The organism is Staphylococcus lloydii (assembly GCF_015775975.1).
Lineage (GTDB): Bacteria > Bacillota > Bacilli > Staphylococcales > Staphylococcaceae > Staphylococcus > Staphylococcus lloydii.
Map to the genome: position 1 here is coordinate 1,350,081 of NZ_CP064056.1, position 22,349 is coordinate 1,372,429.

Here is a 22,349-nt window from a genome sequence, read left to right on the forward strand (position 1 = left end):
TTTATTATTAGATTTATGCGTGCTAATAAAATCTAGTAAACGTCGTTTTGCCTATGTAATCTTAACCTTTTTGTGTGACATTGCATTTAAGGTACAACGTTTTATACATGCAATATTCATCTACATTGTATATTACACATTAGTACTACATTATTTTACATAGTCAAAAACTGCATTTATTATGCTCTAGCACAATTAACTATAAAATACTATAAGAAGTGAGCTACTAATGAATTTAGTAGTAGATAAACTATGCTTATGGTAAAATAAATGTATAAATATTCGTAATTAGAGGTGTTTGTTATGGCAAAAAAATCAGTAAGGCATATAAAAATAAGAGAAATTATTTCAAATGAAAAGATAGAAACACAAGATGAATTAGTAAAGCGTCTGAATGACTATGAACTAAATGTTACTCAAGCAACTGTTTCTCGTGATATTAAAGAACTACAACTCATTAAAGTTCCTACACCAACAGGTCAATATGTTTATAGTCTGCCTAACGATAGAAAATATCATCCTTTAGAAAAATTAGGACGTTATTTAATGGACTCTTTTGTTAATATAGATGGTACTGAAAACTTACTCGTACTTAAAACCTTACCGGGTAATGCGCAATCGATTGGTGCAATTTTGGACCAAATAGCTTGGGAAGAAGTTTTAGGTACTATATGCGGCGACGACACTTGTCTAATTATATGTCGCGATGCTGATGCAAGCGAAAATATCAAAACTAGAATCTTTAACTTATTATAGTTTTAGGAAGTGATACAACAATGTTACAGACCTTATCAATTAAACAGTTTGCAATAATTGACGAACTTGAAATTAATTTTAGTGATGGCTTAACTGTGCTTAGTGGTGAAACAGGCGCAGGTAAATCAATCATAATTGATGCGATAGGTCAACTTATTGGAATGAGAGCATCTTCAGATTTTGTAAGACATGGTGAGAAAAAAGCAATTATAGAAGGCATATTTGATATAGACAATAGTAAAGAAGCAATTACAATTCTTGAAGATTTATCAATTGATACCACGGAAGATTTTCTCATTGTTAAACGTGAAATATTCAGTACTGGTAAGAGTATGTGTCGCATCAACAACCAAATTGTGACGCTACAAGATTTAAGAAAAGTAATGCAAGCATTGTTAGACATTCATGGCCAACACGAAACGCAAACACTTCTAAAACAAAAATATCATCTACAATTATTGGATAATTATGCTGAAGGTCGTTACGAAAATTTATTAACTGACTATACGCAAACGTATCAAGCGTATAAAACTAAGAAAAAAGAATTACAAGATTTAGAAAATGCTGATCAAGCATTGCTACAGCGTTTGGATTTACTTAAATTCCAAAATGATGAACTTAAAGAAGCAAATTTAGATGAAAGTGAATCCGAACAACTAGAACAAGATATTAAACGTATTCAAAATTCTGAAAACCTAAGTCTCGCATTAAATAATGCACATGTTACATTAACTGACGAACATGCTATCACTGATAGACTGTATGACTTAAGTAATCAATTAAGCGCCATAGATGAAATCTTGCCTGGCAAATATACAGAATTAAAAGAAAATGTAGATCAATTTTATTACACCCTAGACGATGCCAAACATCAGTTATATGACGAGCTGACTAATACAGAATTTGATGAACAGTATTTAAATGAATTAGAATCTAGAATGAACTTATTAAACAACTTAAAACGTAAATATGGTAAAGATATACCTGAACTTATTAAATATCAAGAAAAGATAGAACATGAAATTAATAAGATTGAAAATTATGAAGAAAGCACTTCACAATTACGTAAAGACATTGAATCATTATACAATGACGTTCTTACTATAGGTAAGAAGCTTTCTGCAGAAAGACGCAAAGAGGCACAAACTTTACGTGACCATATCGTAGAAGAAATTCAAAATTTACAAATGAAAGATGCAAACTTGGAAATTTCTTTCAAACCGTTAGATGAACCTAATAACGAAGGTATAGAATTTGTTGAATTTCTTATTAGCCCAAATAAAGGCGAACCGCTTAAAAGTTTAAACAAAATTGCTTCTGGTGGTGAACTTTCAAGAATTATGTTGGCGCTGAAGACTATTTTTGTTAAATCAAGAGGGCAAACCGCAATTTTATTTGATGAAGTAGATTCAGGCGTGTCAGGTCAAGCTGCACAAAAAATGGCTGAGAAAATGAAAGATATAGCTCAACATATACAAGTTATTTGTATTTCTCATTTACCACAAGTTGCATCGATGAGCGATCATCATTTATTAATTAGTAAAGCATCTAACGAAGACCGCACGACAACAAAAGTAAAAGAGCTTTTAGATGATGAGCGAATCGATGAAATTGCACGAATGATTTCAGGCGCTAGTGTTACAGACATCACGAGACAAAATGCCAAAGAAATGTTAGAACAAAATAGTAATTAATTAGTGAATCTTATGCTCCTTATAAAACGTAAATTTTATATTCATCTCGTTTACGTTTTATAAGGAATATTATGAAATTAAATTAGTACCTAGTACTAATTTTCCACTAAATGTTACATCTCACATGCTATAATAAAACTGAAAACCGTATAATCCCGCTCATCTTAAAAATATAATTAAATGTTATTATTTTTATATGATGCGCGTATAAGTTAAACTATAGTAGGACTAAAATGAAATTATAAAACTTTTTAAAATTAGTTAAGTAACCGTTGTTGCTCATTTAGAACTGTAAATATTAAAAATTTATAATATTAATATCATTGAATTTATAAATGATATCTTGCCAACAACGTTAAGTTAGGAGCACAAAAATGTCAGAAGAAAAATATGATTTAGTGATTTTAGGAGGCGGAACAGCTGGTTATGTTTCAGCAATTCGCGCATCACAACTTGGTAAAAAAGTTGCCTTAGTCGAAAATAATTTGCTAGGGGGTACTTGTTTACATAAAGGATGTATTCCTACTAAAGCACTACTAAAATCTGCAGAAGTGATGGATACAGTTAAACGCTCAAGTGAATTTGGTGTAGATGTTGATAATTTCAAACTTAATTTTGAAAACATTCAACAACGTAAAAACGATATCGTTAATCAAATGCATGGTGGCGTAAATCACTTAATGGATCATAATAAAATCGATGTATTTAATGGCACTGGAAGGATATTAGGACCTTCTATATTTTCACCTCAAAGTGGAACAATATCGGTTGAATATGAGGATGGAGAGTCGGATTTAATCCCTAATTCAAATGTCCTTATTTGTACAGGTTCTGAACCTATCTCATTACCATTCTTACCATTTAATAACAGTACTATATTATCTAGTAGTGACATTTTAGCATTAGAACAACTTCCTGACACTTTAGCTATAATCGGTGGTGGCGTAATTGGTTTAGAATTTGCGTCACTAATGAATGACTTCGGTGTAGAAGTTAATGTTATAGAGGCGGGCGAACGAATTTTGCCTACCGAAAGTAAAAATATAGCCAATACTTTAAAATCCGAATTGACAACTAAAGGCGTTAAATTTCATGAAAATACGCAATTAACAGAAGAAAACGTCACAGTTGAAAACGATGCAGTGACATTCGATATAGAAGATATGCAGCTAACAGTTGATAAAGTACTCGTATCTATAGGTCGAAAACCTAGAACAGAAGATATTGGTTTAAATAACACTAAAATAAAAACAACTGATAAAGGTCACATTATTGTGAATGAGCATCAACAAACTGATGATAAGCATATATACGCAGCAGGAGATTGTATAGGAAAATTACAATTAGCACACGTAGGATCTAAAGAAGGCATGATTGCAGTTGAACATATGTCTGATCAACAGCCATTACCATTAGACTATAATAAAATGCCACGCTGCATTTATACCCAACCAGAAGTTGCTTCAATAGGCTTAAACATTGATGAAGCAAAACAACAAGGGTACAAAGCCAGAGCATTTAAAGTTCCATTTAAAGCGATTGGTAAAGCTGTCATCGAAGATACAAATAACCAAAATGGTTTTTGTGAAATCGTGATTGATCAAAATGAAGATAGTGTTTTAGGACTTAATATGATTGGACCACATGTTACCGAATTAATAAACGAAGTATCGTTATTACAATTTATGGATGGTTCAACGCTTGAGCTTGGTTTAACTACCCATGCACATCCGTCATTGTCAGAAGTATTAATGGAATTAGGTCTTAAAGTCGAAAATAGATCAATTCACGTATAAAGGAGGAAATTTCATGTTTGATTATAAATCAGTGGGTCTTAATGAAGACGACTTAAAAACAATGTTTAAGTGGATGGATTTAGGACGTAAACTTGATGAACGTTTATGGTTATTAAATAGAGCGGGTAAAATTCCGTTTGTGATTAGCTGTCAGGGACAAGAGGCGGCTCAAATAGGTATGGCATTTGCTATGCGCGAGGGCGATATTTCAGCTCCTTATTATAGAGATTTAGCATTAGTGACATATTTAGGTATGTCACCTCTAGACACAATGTTATCTGCTTTTGGTAAAAGAGACGATATAAATTCTGGTGGTAAACAAATGCCAGCTCACTTCAGTAATAAAAAATTAGGTATATTATCTCAAAGTTCGCCAGTAGGTACGCAGGTACTACAAGGTGTCGGTGCAGCGTTATCACTAAAAATGGATAAAAAGCAAAATATTGCTATGTGTACATTAGGTGAAGGGACTTCTAACCAAGGCGATTTTCATGAAGGTTTAAACTTTGCAGGTGTACATAAATTACCTTTTATTTGCGTGATTGAAAACAATAAATATGCAATTTCTGTTCCAGATAATTTACAATATGGTGCCGAAAAATTATCAGATAGAGCTATTGGCTATGGTATACATGGTGAACATGTAGACGGAAATGATCCCATCGCTATGTATAAAGTAATGAAAGAGGCACGTGAAAGAGCATTGGATGGAGATGGTTCTACACTAATAGAAGCGATGTGTACTCGTATGACGGCACACTCATCAGATGACGACGATAGCGGTTACCGTCCTCAAGAAGAACGTGAAGGACTAAAATCCGAAGATTGTAATGTTAAATTTAAAACATTTTTACTATCTGAAAATATAATTGATGATGAATGGTTGGCACAAATCGAACAAGAACATAAAGAAATCGTAAATAAAGCAACTAAAGAAGCAGAAAAAGCACCTTATCCAACACCAGAAGAAACTTATAACTATGTTTACGAAGAAGGGAGCTTTTTAAATGGCTAAGTTAACTTATTTAGATGCGATCCACAATGCTTTAGATCAATCTATGGAAAAAGACAAAAACGTTTTTATTCTTGGTGAAGACGTAGGTAAAAAAGGCGGCGTATTTGGCGTAACTTTAGGTTTACAACAAAAATATGGCATTGAACGCGTTATTGACACTCCGTTAGCCGAGTCAAACATCGTTGGTACAGCTGTTGGTGCAGCCATGTTAGGAAAAAGACCTATTGCAGAAATACAATTTGCTGAATATATTTTACCTGCAACAAACCAAATTATGAGCGAAGCTGCTAAAGTTAGATATAGATCAAACAACGATTGGGATTGTCCAATTACAATTAGAGCTCCATTTGGTGGTGGCATACACGGCGCATTATATCATTCACAAAGTGTAGAAAGTATTTTTGCTTCAACACCTGGATTAACAATCGTCATTCCATCTTCGCCTTATGATGCAAAAGGATTATTATTGGCTTCAATTGAGTCTAATGATCCAGTCTTATATTTTGAACATAAAAAAGCTTATCGTTTATTAAAGGAAGAAGTTCCTGAATCTTATTACACTGTGCCGATTGGCAAAGCAGATGTTAAACGTAAAGGCGATGACATTACAGTATTTTCTTATGGCTTATGTGTTAATTACTGTATTCAAGCAGCAGACATGTTAGCGGAAGATGGTATAAATGTTGAAGTTGTCGATTTAAGAACAGTTTATCCACTCGATAAAGAAACAATTATTGATCGTGCTAAACAAACAGGTAAAGTACTATTAGTGACAGAAGACAATTTAGAAGGCAGTGTCATGTCTGAAGTTGCCGCTATTATTGCAGAAAATTGTCTGTTCGATTTAGACGCTCCAATTATGCGTCTTGCAGGACCAGACGTACCATCAATGCCATTTGCGCCAACAATGGAAGATGAGTTTATGATTAACCCTGACAAGATTCAAACAAAAATGCGTGAGCTTGCAGAATTCTAAGGAGGCACCAACAATGGAAATAAAAATGCCTAAATTAGGTGAAAGTGTCCATGAGGGAACAATAGAACAATGGCTAGTATCTGTAGGTGATACAGTTGAAGAATACGATCCAATTTGTGAAGTTATAACAGATAAAGTAACTGCTGAAGTACCTTCTTCTTATACAGGTACAATAAAAGAAATTACAGTCAACGAAGGTGAAACAGTATCTGTCGGTGAAGTTATTTGTCACATGGATGTTGAAGGCGAATCTAGTGATAATACTAGTGAAGAAGTCAGTAACGATGATCAACCTCAAAATGATACTACACAAGTTACAGACAACAGCCAAGACAATAAACAAGATGAAAATGCACCTAAAAACAATGGTCGTTATTCACCTGTAGTATTCAAATTAGCATCAGAAAATGAAATCAACTTATCACAAGTTGTCGGAACTGGCTTTGAAGGCCGTGTAACGAAAAAAGACATCGAAAAAGCAATTAAAGAAGGTACAGCAAAAGAATCTTCTCATTATGTTAACGCAAAAACGCCACCAGTTAACACACCAACAACTAAAGGCACACAAGAGCCTGGTTCATCTATACCGGTAAATGGTGTTAGAAAACAAATCGCACAAAATATGGTGAATAGCGTAAATGAAATACCACATGCATGGATGATGATTGAAGCAGATGCAACAAATCTAGTTAAAACACGAAATCATCATAAAGATAGCTTTAAAAATAAAGAAGGTTATAACTTAACGTTCTTTGCTTTCTTCGTGAAAGCAGTGGCAGAATCACTTAAAGCTTATCCATTACTTAATAGTAGTTGGCAAAATGACGAAATCGTTATTCATAAAGACGTGAATATCTCAATTGCCGTTGCTGATGAAGATAAACTTTATGTACCAGTGATTAAGAATGCCGATGAAAAATCTATCAAAGGTATCGCACGTGAAATAAATGATCTAGCACAAAAAGCACGTTACAAAAAATTACGTTCTGAAGATATGCAAGGCGGTACATTTACAGTTAACAATACAGGTACGTTTGGCTCTGTTTCTTCAATGGGTATTATCAACCATCCACAAGCTGCTATTTTACAAATAGAATCAATTGTCAAAAAACCAGTAGTTATCGATGATATGATCGCGATACGTAACATGGTTAATTTATGTTTATCTATCGATCACCGTATTTTAGATGGCTTACAAGCTGGCAGATTTATGAATTATGTTAAAACACGTATAGAACAATATGCTATTGAATCTACAAGTATTTTTTAAAACATTGCAAAATGTTTAATATTTTCACAACGTCTAGCTAACTTTTTTTAATAAGTTATAGTTGTTTGTTGCTATTTTAGAATGAGGTTATAAAATCTTTTTACACAATTAGATTTTAGCCTCTCTTTTTTTCGACAAATCAACATGTTGAAGTATAAGTAATAAATTAGTAGAATGAAGATACCAATTTAGAAATGAAAGGTGACCTTAATATGGATTTAAATTTTGATTTATATATGAATGATGTTGTGGATCAAGCTAGAAATGAAATGATAGAAGCTGGTTACGAACAATTAACTACTGCTGATGAGGTTGATGAAGTATTACAACAAGAGGGTACTACTTTAGTAATGGTTAACTCAGTTTGTGGTTGTGCAGGCGGTATGGCGAGACCAGCAGCTGCACATAGTTTACATTACGATAAACTACCAGACAGACTTGTAACTGTATTTGCAGGGCAAGATAAAGAAGCTACACAAAGAGCTAGAGAATATTTCGAAGGTTATGCGCCATCAAGCCCATCATTTGCACTAATGAAAGATGGTAAAATAACTCAAATGATCGAACGTCATCAAATCGAAGGACACGATGTTATGGATGTCATTACTCAATTACAAAATTTATTCGAAGAATATTGTGAAGAACGATAGAGAGGCATACCAACATGTTGAGTTTAAATCCATACCGTATAGGATTTAGAACGATTAAAACGGCAATTGGCATGGCACTAGGTATAATTATCGCTAAACTATTAGGACTTGATAATTTTGCATCTAGTGCCATTTTAGTAGTACTATGTATTAAACATACTAAAGTGCATTCACTACAGGCTATTGTCTCACGTTTTGTAAGTTGTACTTTAATTTTAATCTTAGGTTCTATTATCTTTAGTTTATTAGGTCAACATGCCATCGTATTAGGCATAATCGTTTTATTTTTCATACCTTTAACCGTGGTCTTTAAAGTTCAAGAAGGCATAGTAACAAGTTGTGTTATTTTACTTCATGTCTTTAATGCACCATCAATAGATTTCCATCTGTTTGTTAATGAAATAGAATTACTCATTGTTGGATTGGGCATTGCCTTTCTAATGAATTTAATCATGCCTAGTCTCGACAAAAATTTAAAAGCCTATAAGAAAAACATAGAAGATAGTTTCACAAAAATATTTATTTGCTTTAGCGAAAAATGTGATAATTTGCAACACCCACTCGACATTCATTTTTCGGAAATTCGATTGACAATTGAAAAAGCAAAATCTTTAGCATTTAGAGATGTTAAAAATCATTTTGGTCGTAATGAAAATTCATACTATCATTACTTCGACATGCGAGAGCAACAATTAGAGTTAATTCATAGAATAGAACTCATGTTAGAAAACGTTGAATTTAAAGATGAACTGCTGACAAAACTTGCTCAATTATTTAAAGAAGTGGCTGAAAATGTTAACAGTAATGATTATACAGCGCTTAGATTACATTCATTATATGAAATCAGACTACAACTTGATAATCTAGAGTTGCCGGATTCTTATGCTTCACTAAGGACACGAGCAAGTCTAATACAGTTGCTAAATGAATTAGAATATTATTTACAGATTAAATCAGATTTTGGATCATTAAAAACATATAGTGAAGCTTCTTAAATTAAAAGAACTAAACGTCTTAACTGATGTTTAGTTCTTTTTAATAGCAAAAGCTATCGTTAAGTTTTACACTTAGCGATAGCTTTAAATAACTGTATTAATTTTATTTTTAATTACATATTATGATTATCATAGTTTAAAGATAAAAATTTAATAAGACGTTATACATAAAATAATCATTTATACTTCTAATGTGAATATTGACGAAGTTTTAACCCATAACAGGTGCAAGACTTGATAAAATCAATGCAATAACTACGGCAACTAACATGACAATAATAATTGTTTTTAACACTTTATTACTCAATTGCTATTCCTCCATATGATTTTTATTAATCAAACCACAATATCAACTAATGATATTACATATTTTATTATAATTGCAATAAGAATAAAAGCAATCCACTAAGTTTGTTTTTGACTAAAAAGTTAGCTACACTTTATATAATGAAACAAATATAAATCGTATTTCTGAAGTTAATTTTAGAAATATAATATTTTTATGGGAGTGTCACGATGGTAAATAACGATAGATTATTAGCAACATTTTTAGAATTAGTACAAATTGATTCTGAAACAGGTAGTGAAGAAAAGATACAACCAATTTTAAAAAGAAAATTTGAGCAACTAAACCTTCAAGTTGAAGAAGACGATGCTGGTAAATATGATTATTTAGGCGCTAATAATTTAATATGTACTTTCCCAAACTCAGAAGGCTATGAAAATAGCGATAAAATTTATTTCACTAGCCATATGGATACAGTAGCACCGGGTATAGGAGTCAAACCAACTGTAGCTGACGATGGCTATATTTATTCAGATGGCACTACGGTACTAGGAGCCGATGATAAAGCTGGATTAGCCGCAATATTAGAAACAATACAAGTCATTAATGAACAAAATTTACCACATGGTCAAGTGCAATTTGTTATAACAGTTGGAGAAGAGTCAGGTCTAGAAGGCGCAAAAGTTTTAGACGCTTCTTTATTAGATGCTGACTACGGTTATGCTGTAGATGCTAGTTCTCCAGTTGGAACTACTGTTATTGGTGCTCCTACTCAAATGAAATTATCAGCAACGATATACGGTAAAAAAGCACATGCAAGCACACCAGATATGGGTGTAAGTGCCATAAATATTGCAGCCAAAGCTATCAGTGAGATGTCTTTAGGACGTATTGATGATGAAACCACTGCAAATATTGGTCGTTTTGAGGGAGGCTCAGCTACAAATGTTGTTGCCGACGAAGTAACGTTACAAGCGGAAGCTCGTTCACATTCTGACGACAAAATTAATAAACAAGTGGCGCACATGAAGCAAGTTTTTGAAAACACTGCAGAATCATATGGTTGTACTGCCTCTGTTACGGTAAAAGAAAGCTACAAAGGATTTAAAGTTGATTCAGAAGCAAAAGTTGCCAAAATTGCAGCACTTAGTGCCAACCATTTAAATTTAGACCCACAAACCAAAGTTGGTGGTGGTGGTTCTGATGCTAGTATTATTAATACTTACGGTATTCCATCTGTCATATTAGGGGTAGGTTATGAAAATATTCATAGTAAAAATGAAAGAATGGAAATAAAAGCATTACAACTGTTAACACAGCAATTATTAAAGATAGTTGAATTAACGCATTAATATAGTAAAACTGTTTTAGTGATGTAGTAAGTGCTTTGTGATACAATTAATTTGTAAACTTTAATTAAGAGAGGTTAGTAATATGACACAACAAATTGGTGTAGTAGGTTTAGCAGTAATGGGTAAAAACCTTGCTTGGAATATTGAATCACGTGGTTATAGTGTTTCTGTATTCAACCGTTCTTCTGAAAAAACAGATGACATGGTTAAAGAATCTGAAGGTAAAAATATTCACCCAACATACTCAATTGAAGAGTTTGTAAATTCATTAGAAAAACCCCGTAAAATCTTATTAATGGTTAAAGCTGGACCAGCAACTGATGCTACAATTGATAGCTTATTACCATTGTTAGACAATGATGATATTTTAATCGATGGTGGTAATACTAATTACGAAAACACTATCAGAAGAAATAAAGCCCTTGCTGAAAGTGGCGTTAACTTTATCGGTATGGGTGTCTCAGGCGGAGAAGTTGGTGCATTAACTGGACCATCATTAATGCCAGGCGGACAAAAAGAAGCATTCGATAAAGTAAGCGATATTTTAGAAGCTATTTCGGCTAAAGCTGACGATGGCGCACCATGTGTTGCTTATATCGGACCAAATGGCGCTGGACATTACGTTAAAATGGTCCACAACGGTATCGAGTATGCTGACATGCAATTAATTGCAGAAAGTTATGCAATGATGAAAGATTTACTTGGTATGTCACATGAAGAAATTTCTCAAACATTTAAAGATTGGAATGCTGGTGAACTTTCTAGTTACTTAATTGAAATTACTGGTGATATCTTCACTAAGTTAGATGAAGGTAGCGATGAAGCATTAGTTGAAAAAATCTTAGATACAGCTGGACAAAAAGGTACAGGTAAATGGACTTCAATCAACGCCTTAGAATTAGGCATTCCATTAACTATTATTACAGAATCTGTATTCGCTAGATTTATTTCTTCAATTAAAGAAGAACGCGTGAATGCTTCAAAACAATTAAACGGACCAAGTGCAAACTTCCAAGGTGATAAAGAAGAATTCTTAGAAAAAATCCGTAAAGCATTATATATGAGTAAAATTTGTTCATATGCACAAGGATTTACTCAAATGAAAAAAGCAAGTGAAGATAACGACTGGAACTTAAAATTAGGCGACTTAGCTATGATTTGGAGAGAAGGTTGTATTATCCGTGCGCAATTCTTACAAAAAATTAAAGATGCTTTTGATAACGATGCTAATTTACAAAACTTGTTATTAGATCCTTACTTCAAAGACATTGTTACAAATTATCAAGATGCGCTACGTGATGTAGTGGCTACTGGTGTACAAAATGGTGTTCCAACTCCAGGATTCTCTGCAAGTGTTAACTATTATGATAGTTACCGTTCAGAAAATCTACCAGCAAACTTAATCCAAGCGCAACGTGATTACTTTGGTGCTCATACTTATGAACGTAAAGATCGCGAAGGCGTGTTCCATACACAATGGGTTGAAGAATAAAAGTTAATTCTTTATTAAAGTACAAGGCATTTTCAATTTGAATGCCTTGTTTTTTTATCAATTTTAAAGCAAGCGTTTACATTAATGTATTAGTAAAGGTAAAATCTAGAGTATAATAATAGATACATAGTTGTTAAAACCCTTAGAAGGAGAATGATCATGCAAAGTAAACAATGGTGGAAAGAAGCTGTGGCTTACCAAGTGTACCCACGTAGTTTTAATGATTCCAATGATGATGGTATAGGAGATTTACGAGGTGTCATTAATAAATTAGATTATCTACAAGATCTAGGCATAGATGTTATATGGTTAAGTCCGATGTATAAATCACCTAATGATGATAATGGTTATGATATAAGTGACTATCAAGCCATTATGGATGAGTTTGGTACGATGGAGGATTTTGATGAATTATTAACGTCCATTCATCAAAGAGGAATGAAATTAATTTTAGATTTAGTGGTAAATCATACTTCTGATGAACATCCTTGGTTTATAGAATCTCGTTCTAGCAAAGACAGTGCCAAACGAGACTGGTATATATGGAAAGATCCTAAAGCAGATGGTAGTGAACCGACAAATTGGGAAAGTATTTTTAACGGTTCTACTTGGGAATACGATAGTAAAACAGGCCAATATTATTTCCATTTATTTAGTAAAAAGCAGCCCGACCTAAATTGGGAAAATCCAAAAGTGAGAGCAGCCATTATTTCTATGATGAATTGGTGGTTCGATAAAGGCATAGATGGTTTTAGAGTGGATGCAATTACGCATATTAAAAAATCTTTCGATTATGGGGATCTACCAGCACAAAACAATGAGCAATATGTACCGGCTTTTGACGTAGCAATGAATCAACCAGGTATCCACGATTGGTTACAAGAAATAAAAGAACACAGTTTATCTAAGTACGACATCATGACTGTTGGTGAAGCAAATGGCGTGACACCAGATGATGCGGATTTATGGGTCGGGGAACAAAATGGTAAATTTAACATGATTTTCCAATTTGAACATTTAGGTTTGTGGAATACTGGAGATGTTAAATTTGATGTCTTAGCGTATAAACAAGTTTTAAATCGTTGGCAACAGCGACTTGCAAATAATGGATGGAATGCTTTATTTATCGAAAACCATGATCAACCACGTAGAGTATCCACATGGGGAGATGACCAACAATACTGGTATGAATCTGCTACGAGTCATGCTATTGTATATTTTTTACAACAAGGCACTCCGTTTATTTACCAAGGGCAAGAAATAGGTATGACCAATTATCCATTTGATAGTATTGAAACATTTAATGATATTGCCGTTGTAAATGAGTATAATATCGTTAAATCACAGGGCGGTGATGTAAATGCCTTATTAAACAAACATAAGATGGAAAATAGAGATAATTCACGTACACCGATGCAGTGGACTGATGAATCTTATGCAGGATTTTCTACAGTGGAACCTTGGTTCCCGGTAAATCCAAATTACAAAAAAATAAACGTAGCACAACAACAAGAAGACAAACATTCTATTTTATCTTTTTATAAAGATTTAATTAAATTAAAAAAATCCGATGATCTATATACTTATGGTAATTTTGAATTAGCTGATGCAGATAATCCTAAAGTTTTTGCGTACACTAGAACTTTAGATAATAAGCGTGTTTTAATTGTAGGTAATCTATCAAATGAAACTGCTTCACTTAATTTAGACATCACGTTTGATGAGTCAAATATTAAATTACACAATTATAGTAGCACGATAGATTTTAGCCATTTAAAACCTTATGAAGCATTTGTAATTCAATTAAGTTAAACAAAATAGATTTTAATTAGCCGTTATCGAATAAGATAACGGCTTTTATAGTTGAAGTCATGTTATCACTTTACAAAAATTATCGAATAACTATACTAATAACTATCAACAACATAAAATATATTAATATAATAAATAGCATAAAATATTGATTGATATTGAAAGTAGGACATTTAATGAAAAAATTAGCCATAGTTATACTTATTGCTATGAGTATGGGCATTGCTACAGTAATAAGTTTTTTAATAGAAAAGCGATTTCCGCTAACAAATTTTGCTTCACATAACAATACACGTTATTTTGAGGCATCAAATGGATTATATGGGTATTATCATTTATATCAGGCTAAACACCCTAAAGGCGTACTATTATGGCTTCATGGTGATGGCGCATTTGAATTCAAACATCCTAATTCAAAGAGATATTTAGGCGGAGCGTTAGGCATTAAGGAAGTCGCACGACAACACAATTTGACCCTTGTTGTGCCTAAGACACCATCCAAGAAGGATGAAACTTGGTGGACAAATGGCGCTCAAAACAGTATATATCTAACTGAATTAATCAAAAGTATACCGACTCATCAACATTTATGGATAAGTGGATTCTCAGGTGGAGCCGAAATGACTACATATTGGTTATTAGAAAAATTACCAAGCATGGACGTTACATCTGGTGGCTCTATTATTTTTAGTGGCGGTGGTTCTCCTAAAATCAAAGGCGTATCGCGTACTTTACCTAAAGAAAAATATATAAAACAACCATATCCACTTACTTGGCTTGTAGGTGAATACGACGATGGTGTGACGAGTAGCGATAATTTCAACTCATTAAAACTTAGTAAAGAAGGATATGAATTTTATCGTCAACAAGGTTGGGATAGTAAACGTTATATTATCCCTAAATTTCATCATGTTTTAACTAAAAACAATCGTGGCGTATACGGTCAGTTATTACAAAATTATTTAAATGAATAAACATAAAAAGCTAGAACATAATCTTATTATAAACCAATAAGTTTACGTTCTAGCTTTAATTATATTATAAATCATTATAGTCATCTTGATTTATTGGTAACCATAATTGAACTTTAGTGAAACTGTCATCAAAAGAAATATCAAAAGGATAGACTTCTACGTATAAACTATCACGTTCATATGGCAATGTCATTTGAAGGCTTGTTTCGATATAATACCATGCTTCATTCGTAATATAATCAATCTCGCCTTGCAAATTAAATTTAGCATATTGTCTCTCTGGTAAATAACGACTTTCTAAATGTTCTGGATAGCGATCACTTGGAACACCAACAAAAATCTCAACGCCATACTCTAAGGGACAACTAATAACGAAAAGTTCATGTGGGCTAACGTTATTATAACGTTCTAACTCTTTTAACTTGCCATCGACCAATAAGTCTTCTAAAATATCAGGTATTTTAAATGGGTTATCTATATTAGCAGCATTGATGAATTCCGCATATCCAACTAAGTTTATACCACTAATTGTTTCTAATCTATACGAATATGGTGATTTCTCGGTAGTAGTAATTTTTAAATATTGTCTGTTTTTTATATTTAATTGTTCTTTTTTAGCATTCGCTTGTAAAGGAGAAATACCATGGTATTTACTAAATTCATTAGCGAAATCATTTGCGGTAGGATAATGATATTTTTTAGCAATATCTACCATCCTGTTAGAACTTGAAATCAGCTCTTGTGCCGCTAAAGTCATTTTACGTGCGAGTGCATATTCAGAAGGTGACTGCCCAACGATCATTTTAAAACTCTGATCTAAATGATACGGTGAAAGACCAACGTAATCACTAAGTTGTTGCATATTAAATTGCTCTAGCAAATGATCTTCGATATAAACAATTGCTTGTTGTATTTGCTTGATAACGTCCAAAACTTCCACTCCTAAAAATCTAACAATGAAAACATAAGAAAACTAAACAACGCATACTTTATGTTTCACTCTATTTAATATTAATATTGCCGTTTTCTTAATAGTTTACACCATTTCTTCACATCTGACATCTAAAGTGCTACTATCTCTTAAAGTTTTACACTTATTTATGATTTAAGTTATATAATAACACAAGTGAAATACAATAAAAAAGCGACAACAACAGTGTACTTTCACACCATTGCTGTCGTATTAACAAGTACTACTAATTAATGGATATCTTCCCACCAATGGAAGCCATCTCTACTTAATAATAAATCACTTTCTAACGGACCATTTGTACCCGCTTCATAGTTAGGGAAGTCTGGTTTTGTTTTATCCCAGTATTCTTGTATTGCATCGACGAATTTCCAAGTTGATTTTAATTCTTCCCAATGCGTAAAGTTTGTTGCATCGCCATTTAGACAATCGAATAGTAAGTTTTCATACGCATCGACAGTGTTCATTTTATCTTGAGCGCTCATCGCATAAGACAATTGAACAGGTTCTGTTTCAATACCTTGAACATTCTTTTTGGCATTTAGATGTAACGAAACACCTTCATTAGGTTGAATATTGATAACGAGTAAATTTGAGTCTAATTTTTTATCTGTTTCGTAATACAAGTTCATAGGTACTTCTTTAAACTCAACTACAACTTGAATTGTTTTACTCTTCATACGTTTACCAGTTCTAATATAGAATGGCACGCCAGCCCATCTAAAGTTATCGATAGTTAATTTACCTGAAACAAAAGTAGGGGTTTTTGAATCTTCAGCTACACGGTCTTCGTCACGATATTTTTTAACTTCTTGATCACCAATGACACCTTTATCATATTGACCTCTAACAAAGTTTTGGCTAACTTCATCTGATTCTAATTTTCTTAATGATTTTAATGCTTTTACTTTTTCGGCACGAATATCTTCACTGTGTAAACTAATAGGGGCTTCCATAGCTAATAAGGCTACCATTTGTAACATATGGTTTTGAACCATATCTTTTAATGCACCACTTGATTCGTAATAACCGCCTCTATCTTCAACACCAAGTATTTCAGAAGATGTAATTTGAATATTTGAGATATATTTATTGTTCCATAAAGGTTCGAACATTGCATTAGCAAAACGTAGTACTTCAATATTTTGGACCATATCTTTACCTAAATAGTGGTCGATACGATATATTTCTTCTTCTTTAAATGAACGACGTAATTGTTCATTTAATTGTTCTGCAGATTTAAGATCAGAGCCGAATGGTTTTTCGATTACTAATCGTTTAAAGCCATCAGTATCAGTTAAACCTGATGATTTTAAGTAATCAGAAATTTCACCAAAGAATTTTGGTGCCATAGCTAAGTAGAATAATCTATTACCTTCAAGTTTGAATTCTTTATCTAGATTATTACTAAATTCTAATAAAGATTCATAACTCGCTTCATCACTAACATCATGTCTATGGTAAAATATGTGTTCCATAAATTTATCTAAATGCTTAGTGTTTTTCACATGTTCTTGAATTGACGACTTCACTTGACTACGGAAATCATCGTTTGAAATGTCTCTTCTACCAATTCCTATAATTGCGATTTGTTCATTTAAATTTTCTTGTTGATATAAATGGAATAACGATGGAAATAATTTTCTATGGCTCAAATCACCAGTCGCTCCGAATATAGTAATTAAACAAGGAATGTTCTTATTTCTAGTACTCAAGATAAAAACCTCAATTCTTTTTAAAATCTTACTTAATTATAGAACAATTATTACCATAGTTCATATAATTTTGCTCGAAAACAATTTCTTCTTTATTATAACATTATTCTTTATATATGCTAAAATATGTTCAAGAAGAGGAGGCTCATGCATGGAAATAACTTTTTTTGGTACCAGTGCTGGTTTACCTACAAAAGAGCGTAACACTCAAGCAATTGCACTTAATTTGGAACCATACTTAAATAATATATGGTTATTCGACGTAGGAGAAGCAACTCAACATCAAATATTACATCACTCTATAAAATTAGGTAAGGTTAATCACATCTTTATAACTCATATGCATGGCGATCATATTTTTGGGCTTCCTGGTATTTTAACTACACGTTCATTTCAAGGTGGGGAAGGTAAACCGTTGACGATAATCGGACCAAAAGGCATTAAAGAATATGTCGAAACAACGTTAAGAGTTTCAGAATCGCGTTTAAATTACCCATTAACATTTATCGAGATAGACGATCATTTTGCATATCAACATAATGGTTTTACAGTTACAGCTAACTTATTAAATCACGGGATTCCTTCTTATGGCTATCGTATAGAAGCACCTTACACACCAGGCAAAATTGATGTAGCAGCTTTAAAAAATATTGGCTTAGAACCCGGGCCAAAGTATCAAGAGATAAAAGCCAATGATACATTTGAATACGATGGTTTGATATATGATTCAAATGAATTCAAAGGAGCGCCCACACGAGGCCCCATCATTGCTATATTCGGTGATACCAAACCATGTACCAATGAATATTTAATTGCAAACGATGCAGATGTGATGGTTCATGAGGGTACCTATTTAGAAGGCGACAAAACGTTAGCTAATAATTATAATCATAGTCATATTGAAGATGTCTTTGAGCTAATGACACGGGCAGATGTTAAATATGCACTTATAACACATATTAGTAATCGTTATACTTTTGAAGATGTGGAAGATATTTATAATGATTTAGTTTCAAAGCGCCGACAAACAAACTTTAAATTCGTCTGTGATTTTGACACGTATAAGTTTTAATATTAAATTACATATAATCTTTTGAAGCACATTATTCTGTGATAGAGGATATGAAATTGTTGAAGTTAAATTAAAATTAGAAGAGGGGATAAATTCCCCTCTTTTTTAATTAAAAAATTAATGATACTAATATTAAAATTGAACTAATGATAAATAAAAGCGACGCAATTTTTTCTCGTTCAAAGAGATATATTGAAGTAGAAAGAGTAAATAAGAATAAAAGGACTAATCTAAATGTTTCTCCGAATGAAAACACATTTATAAAATCTAATAAAAACCCAAGAAAAAATACTACACTTCCTATAAACAAAATTATTTGATAGGATTTCCAATCATTCATGCAAACTCTCCTTTATTTATTCTTTGCTATTAATACTTACATAAATCAAACAAAAGTAAAACCAATATTATTTTTACGAAAATATATTTCAATCAATTTCTTTAAAAATTCTTCGAAGCATTTACGTATTAATTTTTGTAGATATAAATATCTTATAAAAACTCAACTTAACAAATAGAGGTCCAGTTGGTTTTCAAGCTTAATGCAATATTTTTGACATTAATACCGACCATCAGTTATTAAACTTTAATGTTCATAAAGCAGTCATGGAAGAATACTTAGATAATTCTCAGTTTCTTTATGTAATCAAAGCAGCAATCACAACATTGCAACAAATGAAAAAATATGACCTTTAATTGATATATGCACTGACTCAGTTTATCTATGTAATTGTATTAACAATTAATTATTAGTCATTAAAGAAAGAGATAGACGTCATTTATACGTCTATCTCTTTCTTTAAATATTATTATAAACTTTTAATCATCATCTTGATTAGATAATTCGATACTTCTATTAACAGCAGAACGCAGACAATCTTCGAAAATACCTTCTATATCATATTCAGATAAGGCATTTAGTCCAGCTTGTGTCGTACCACCTTTAGAAGTAATATTTTTACGTAACTGTCCCATGCTTAATTCTGATCTTTCAATCATTTTACTCGTACCTATAATTAAGTTTCTAATTGATTCTTCTACTTGGTCTTTTTCTAATCCTAAACGCGTACCAGCTGTAACATACTGTTCAAATACGTGATATAAAAATGCAGGACCGCTTCCTGTTATTGCTGTGACTTGATGTAAGTTGTCCTCCGGTACTTCAATAGCAGAACCGAAAGCATTAATTAAATTATCAACTTCATCCTTAGAAGTAGCCCCAAAGTTACTTGAGAAGCTTATACCTGTTACAGAATGACCGACATGTGCATTTGTATTAGGCATAATACGCGCTACAGGATTTTTAGTATCTAATTGCTCTCTGATATAATCCATTGGCAAACCAGCCATAATCGAGATAAATTTATTTTTATCAGTAATATAGGGTCTAATTCTTTCTGCTAACGTTTCAAAATCATATGGTTTTGTACCAATGAAGACGTAATCAGCTTTGGCAAGCAACGCTTCATCATCGTAACTATAATTAACACCGAGTTGCTCTGCGTAATCCTTTAAAGCTTGCTCATTCGATCTATTTGTTAAATAGATATCGTTTGAATCAATAACATTTGAATTAACTATCCCAGTAAAAATGGCATGTGCCATATTACCTGCTCCGTAAAACACTAGTTTCATGTAGAATCAACACTTCCTTATTATGTGATGTTTCCATACTAACATAGTTGTATTATTTTCCTAATTATATGTAATTATTTACAAAGGTAAAGAATAAATTTATACTATTAAAAATATTAAATTAGTAGCGAGGTGTTATTTTGAAAGGGCAACATTATATAATGACAGGGGCAACCAGTGGCTTAGGATTAGCATTATTAAAATCTTTATTACAACAACACGTACAAGTAACTGTTTTGGCACGTAACCCTCAAAAAATTGCACAATTAACTCATTCTGTTAACGCTAAACAGTTAACTATAATTCAATGTGATTTACTTAATCTTGATGATATAAACAACGTTACTTCACAACTACCTAACACGCATATAGATGGTTTAATATATAGTTCGGGGACAGGGTATTTTAAATCGTTACAAGCACATAATACGGATGAAATATTAGAAACATATCAAATAAATATCGTTAATTTTAATGTATTGTTTAAGATTTTACTGCCATATTTTACTAATGAAGCTTCTATAGTTGGAATCGGCAGCCAAGCAGCATTTACAACACAAGCTTATGCAGCACATTATGGTGCAAGTAAAGCGGCATTTATTCAATTAATGAATGCGTTACGCTTAGAACATCCTTCTTTTCATGTTATGACGGTTAATACAGGACCTGTAAATACGCCATTTCACAATCATGCAGATCCAACTTTAAAATACGCCAAAAAATATCAACGCATTATGCTAGACCCTACACGTTTAGCACATGATATTATAGAAGGCATTAATAAGCGTAAAATAGAGATTAATCAACCGAAATGGATGCATGTTATGCTCAAATTTTATAATTTAGCACCACGCACGCTTGAGCGCCTTTTCCCATTTGTGTTTAAAAATAAAAAGTAAGTATTAATATAAAAATCCCAACAATTTAACATTGTCGGGATTTTTTATATTACTTATTTTACGTGCTGAGTATATTGTAAGTTTTTCACACGTTCTCTTGCTGCTTTTAACTGTTCGTTACTAATGTTTTGTGCCGCTTCATAATTTTTAATATTTTCTTCAAGTTGAGCAGGGCTGCTAGCGCCTACAATAATAGAGCCTAATGCTTCTTGTGATTTCAAATATTTAAATGTTAAAGCTGTTAAATTATTTTCTACTTCTTTAATTGAGGCAATTGTTTCTCCTAATTCTTGATAAGTGTAATCAAAAATACCTTCACTAAATTTATTATCCAATGCCTTACTACTATTAGCAGTAAGAAGTCCTTTAAATACTGGTCCACGCGCAAGCATTTTCACGTTGTGCGCATTAACTTCATCAACTATATCTTCCGGTCTGTTATCAATAAGGTTAAATTGTGACATTAACGTTTCTATTTGACTATGTTCTAAATAATATCTTATAACATTAGGTCTAATAGAAGAAATGCCATACGCTCGAACAATACCTTCTTGTTTTAACTCATCAAAAGCACTAATTGTTTCATCTAAAGGATCATCTATCGTACCACCATGTAATTGATATAAATCTAATTCATCTAAACCTAAATTCTTCAATGAATCTTTTACTGCTGATTTAATATATTTCTTTGATGGATCCCAGAATGTTGAACCATCATCTTTTAAATGGTTGCCTACTTTTGTACCAATGACGATATCATCTCGGTTTTGATATTTTTTCAATGCCTTACCGACAATTTCTTCATTGATTCCTTTATCATAAACATCAGCTGTATCAAAATAAGTGATACCTTGATCAATTGCACTTTCGATTATTGTTTCAGCCTTGTCATATTCAGTACCAAGACTCATACAACCTAATCCTACGTCAGATATTTCAATGCCACTTTTTAATATGTTCTTTTGCATGTTGTTTCTCCTTTCGATACAC

General features: G+C 32.5%; 19 protein-coding genes. 14 read left to right on the top strand and 5 right to left on the bottom strand.

Translation table 11 applies throughout. The annotated features are described in order from the left end of the window. Positions 1–303 precede the first annotated feature (303 nt). The 8 genes from ahrC to ISP08_RS06660 all read left to right on the top strand — a co-directional run bounded on the left by ahrC (position 304) and on the right by ISP08_RS06660 (position 9,152). The gene (gene ahrC, locus ISP08_RS06625; protein WP_048793615.1) at positions 304–756 is read left to right on the top strand and encodes a transcriptional regulator AhrC/ArgR; all 453 of its coding nucleotides are present in this window, start codon (positions 304–306) and stop codon (positions 754–756) included. Between the two features lie 20 nt (positions 757–776). After that, a complete protein-coding gene (gene recN / locus ISP08_RS06630) occupies positions 777–2,450 on the top strand; it encodes a DNA repair protein RecN (RefSeq protein WP_195718105.1) in 1,674 nt (557 codons plus the stop codon). Between the two features lie 374 nt (positions 2,451–2,824). Then, a complete protein-coding gene (gene lpdA / locus ISP08_RS06635) occupies positions 2,825–4,246 on the top strand; it encodes a dihydrolipoyl dehydrogenase (protein WP_195718106.1) in 1,422 nt (473 codons plus the stop codon). Between the two features lie 13 nt (positions 4,247–4,259). Next, positions 4,260–5,261, top strand: a complete 1,002-nt coding sequence (locus tag ISP08_RS06640; protein ID WP_048793618.1) for a thiamine pyrophosphate-dependent dehydrogenase E1 component subunit alpha — start codon at positions 4,260–4,262, stop codon at positions 5,259–5,261. After that, entirely contained in the window at positions 5,254–6,237 is a 984-nt protein-coding gene (locus ISP08_RS06645) for an alpha-ketoacid dehydrogenase subunit beta (protein ID WP_195718107.1), read from the top strand. The genes ISP08_RS06640 and ISP08_RS06645 overlap by 8 nt, the downstream gene beginning before the upstream one ends. A 13-nt stretch (positions 6,238–6,250) precedes the next feature. Continuing rightward, complete coding sequence (locus ISP08_RS06650; protein ID WP_195718108.1) at positions 6,251–7,507, top strand: dihydrolipoamide acetyltransferase family protein; 1,257 nt, start codon at positions 6,251–6,253, stop codon at positions 7,505–7,507. 212 nt (positions 7,508–7,719) lie between these two features. Further along, positions 7,720–8,157 carry a bacilliredoxin BrxB gene (gene brxB / locus ISP08_RS06655; protein WP_195718109.1) on the top strand — a complete coding sequence of 146 codons (438 nt, stop codon included), beginning with the start codon at positions 7,720–7,722 and terminating at the stop codon, positions 8,155–8,157. A gap of 14 nt (positions 8,158–8,171) precedes the next feature. Then, positions 8,172–9,152 carry an aromatic acid exporter family protein gene (locus ISP08_RS06660; RefSeq protein WP_195718110.1) on the top strand — a complete coding sequence of 327 codons (981 nt, stop codon included), beginning with the start codon at positions 8,172–8,174 and terminating at the stop codon, positions 9,150–9,152. 211 nt (positions 9,153–9,363) lie between these two features. On the opposite strand, the gene prli42 is transcribed toward ISP08_RS06660, so the two are convergent. Then, entirely contained in the window at positions 9,364–9,459 is a 96-nt protein-coding gene (gene prli42, locus ISP08_RS06665) for a stressosome-associated protein Prli42 (protein WP_152906109.1), read from the bottom strand. Between the two features lie 209 nt (positions 9,460–9,668). On the opposite strand from prli42, the gene ISP08_RS06670 reads away from it, so the two are divergent. From ISP08_RS06670 to ISP08_RS06685, 4 genes are all read left to right on the top strand, one after another. Further along, positions 9,669–10,790 (top strand): M20/M25/M40 family metallo-hydrolase, encoded by a 1,122-nt coding sequence (locus tag ISP08_RS06670; protein ID WP_195718111.1) that lies wholly within the window; start codon positions 9,669–9,671, stop codon positions 10,788–10,790. An 82-nt stretch (positions 10,791–10,872) separates the two neighbouring features. Beyond that, a complete protein-coding gene (gene gndA / locus ISP08_RS06675; protein ID WP_048793624.1) occupies positions 10,873–12,282 on the top strand; it encodes an NADP-dependent phosphogluconate dehydrogenase in 1,410 nt (469 codons plus the stop codon). A 159-nt stretch (positions 12,283–12,441) separates the two neighbouring features. Then, positions 12,442–14,094, top strand: coding sequence for a glycoside hydrolase family 13 protein (locus ISP08_RS06680; RefSeq protein WP_195718112.1), 1,653 nt, complete (start codon positions 12,442–12,444; stop codon positions 14,092–14,094). A 176-nt stretch (positions 14,095–14,270) separates the two neighbouring features. Beyond that, positions 14,271–15,068, top strand: a complete 798-nt coding sequence (locus tag ISP08_RS06685; RefSeq protein ID WP_195718113.1) for a hypothetical protein — start codon at positions 14,271–14,273, stop codon at positions 15,066–15,068. 64 nt (positions 15,069–15,132) lie between these two features. Here ISP08_RS06685 and ISP08_RS06690 read toward each other — a convergent pair whose 3' ends face one another. Next, a complete protein-coding gene (locus tag ISP08_RS06690; protein WP_195718114.1) occupies positions 15,133–15,999 on the bottom strand; it encodes an AraC family transcriptional regulator in 867 nt (288 codons plus the stop codon). A gap of 269 nt (positions 16,000–16,268) precedes the next feature. Further along, positions 16,269–17,753: a glucose-6-phosphate dehydrogenase gene (zwf, locus tag ISP08_RS06695; protein WP_195718115.1), complete on the bottom strand. Its 1,485-nt coding sequence runs from the start codon at positions 17,751–17,753 to the stop codon at positions 16,269–16,271. Positions 17,754–17,904: 151 nt separating this feature from the next. Between zwf and rnz the strand changes: the two genes are divergently transcribed. Further along, on the top strand, positions 17,905–18,825 hold the full coding sequence (rnz, locus tag ISP08_RS06700; protein WP_195718116.1) for a ribonuclease Z: 921 nt from the start codon (positions 17,905–17,907) through the stop codon (positions 18,823–18,825). An 819-nt stretch (positions 18,826–19,644) separates the two neighbouring features. On the opposite strand, the gene proC is transcribed toward rnz, so the two are convergent. After that, the gene (proC, locus tag ISP08_RS06705) at positions 19,645–20,460 is read right to left on the bottom strand and encodes a pyrroline-5-carboxylate reductase (RefSeq protein ID WP_048793630.1); all 816 of its coding nucleotides are present in this window, start codon (positions 20,458–20,460) and stop codon (positions 19,645–19,647) included. Between the two features lie 140 nt (positions 20,461–20,600). Between proC and ISP08_RS06710 the strand changes: the two genes are divergently transcribed. Then, positions 20,601–21,359 carry an SDR family NAD(P)-dependent oxidoreductase gene (locus tag ISP08_RS06710; RefSeq protein ID WP_195718117.1) on the top strand — a complete coding sequence of 253 codons (759 nt, stop codon included), beginning with the start codon at positions 20,601–20,603 and terminating at the stop codon, positions 21,357–21,359. A 53-nt stretch (positions 21,360–21,412) separates the two neighbouring features. On the opposite strand, the gene ISP08_RS06715 is transcribed toward ISP08_RS06710, so the two are convergent. Then, complete coding sequence (locus ISP08_RS06715; protein WP_195718118.1) at positions 21,413–22,327, bottom strand: aldo/keto reductase; 915 nt, start codon at positions 22,325–22,327, stop codon at positions 21,413–21,415. Positions 22,328–22,349: the final 22 nt, after the last annotated feature.

Bases quoted from the DNA above. Each gene is read 5' to 3' on its own strand.
- ISP08_RS06715 (WP_195718118.1), bottom strand. From the start codon at position 22,327: ATGCAAAAGAACATATTAAAAAGTGGCATTGAAATATCTGACGTAGGA.
- ISP08_RS06645 (WP_195718107.1), top strand. From the start codon at position 5,254: ATGGCTAAGTTAACTTATTTAGATGCGATCCACAATGCTTTAGATCAA.
- ISP08_RS06670 (WP_195718111.1), top strand. From the start codon at position 9,669: ATGGTAAATAACGATAGATTATTAGCAACATTTTTAGAATTAGTACAA.
- ahrC (WP_048793615.1), top strand. From the start codon at position 304: ATGGCAAAAAAATCAGTAAGGCATATAAAAATAAGAGAAATTATTTCA.
- proC (WP_048793630.1), bottom strand. From the start codon at position 20,460: ATGAAACTAGTGTTTTACGGAGCAGGTAATATGGCACATGCCATTTTT.
- ISP08_RS06640 (WP_048793618.1), top strand. From the start codon at position 4,260: ATGTTTGATTATAAATCAGTGGGTCTTAATGAAGACGACTTAAAAACA.
- ISP08_RS06680 (WP_195718112.1), top strand. From the start codon at position 12,442: ATGCAAAGTAAACAATGGTGGAAAGAAGCTGTGGCTTACCAAGTGTAC.
- ISP08_RS06660 (WP_195718110.1), top strand. From the start codon at position 8,172: ATGTTGAGTTTAAATCCATACCGTATAGGATTTAGAACGATTAAAACG.
- ISP08_RS06685 (WP_195718113.1), top strand. From the start codon at position 14,271: ATGAAAAAATTAGCCATAGTTATACTTATTGCTATGAGTATGGGCATT.
- brxB (WP_195718109.1), top strand. From the start codon at position 7,720: ATGGATTTAAATTTTGATTTATATATGAATGATGTTGTGGATCAAGCT.
- ISP08_RS06650 (WP_195718108.1), top strand. From the start codon at position 6,251: ATGGAAATAAAAATGCCTAAATTAGGTGAAAGTGTCCATGAGGGAACA.
- rnz (WP_195718116.1), top strand. From the start codon at position 17,905: ATGGAAATAACTTTTTTTGGTACCAGTGCTGGTTTACCTACAAAAGAG.
- recN (WP_195718105.1), top strand. From the start codon at position 777: ATGTTACAGACCTTATCAATTAAACAGTTTGCAATAATTGACGAACTT.
- lpdA (WP_195718106.1), top strand. From the start codon at position 2,825: ATGTCAGAAGAAAAATATGATTTAGTGATTTTAGGAGGCGGAACAGCT.
- gndA (WP_048793624.1), top strand. From the start codon at position 10,873: ATGACACAACAAATTGGTGTAGTAGGTTTAGCAGTAATGGGTAAAAAC.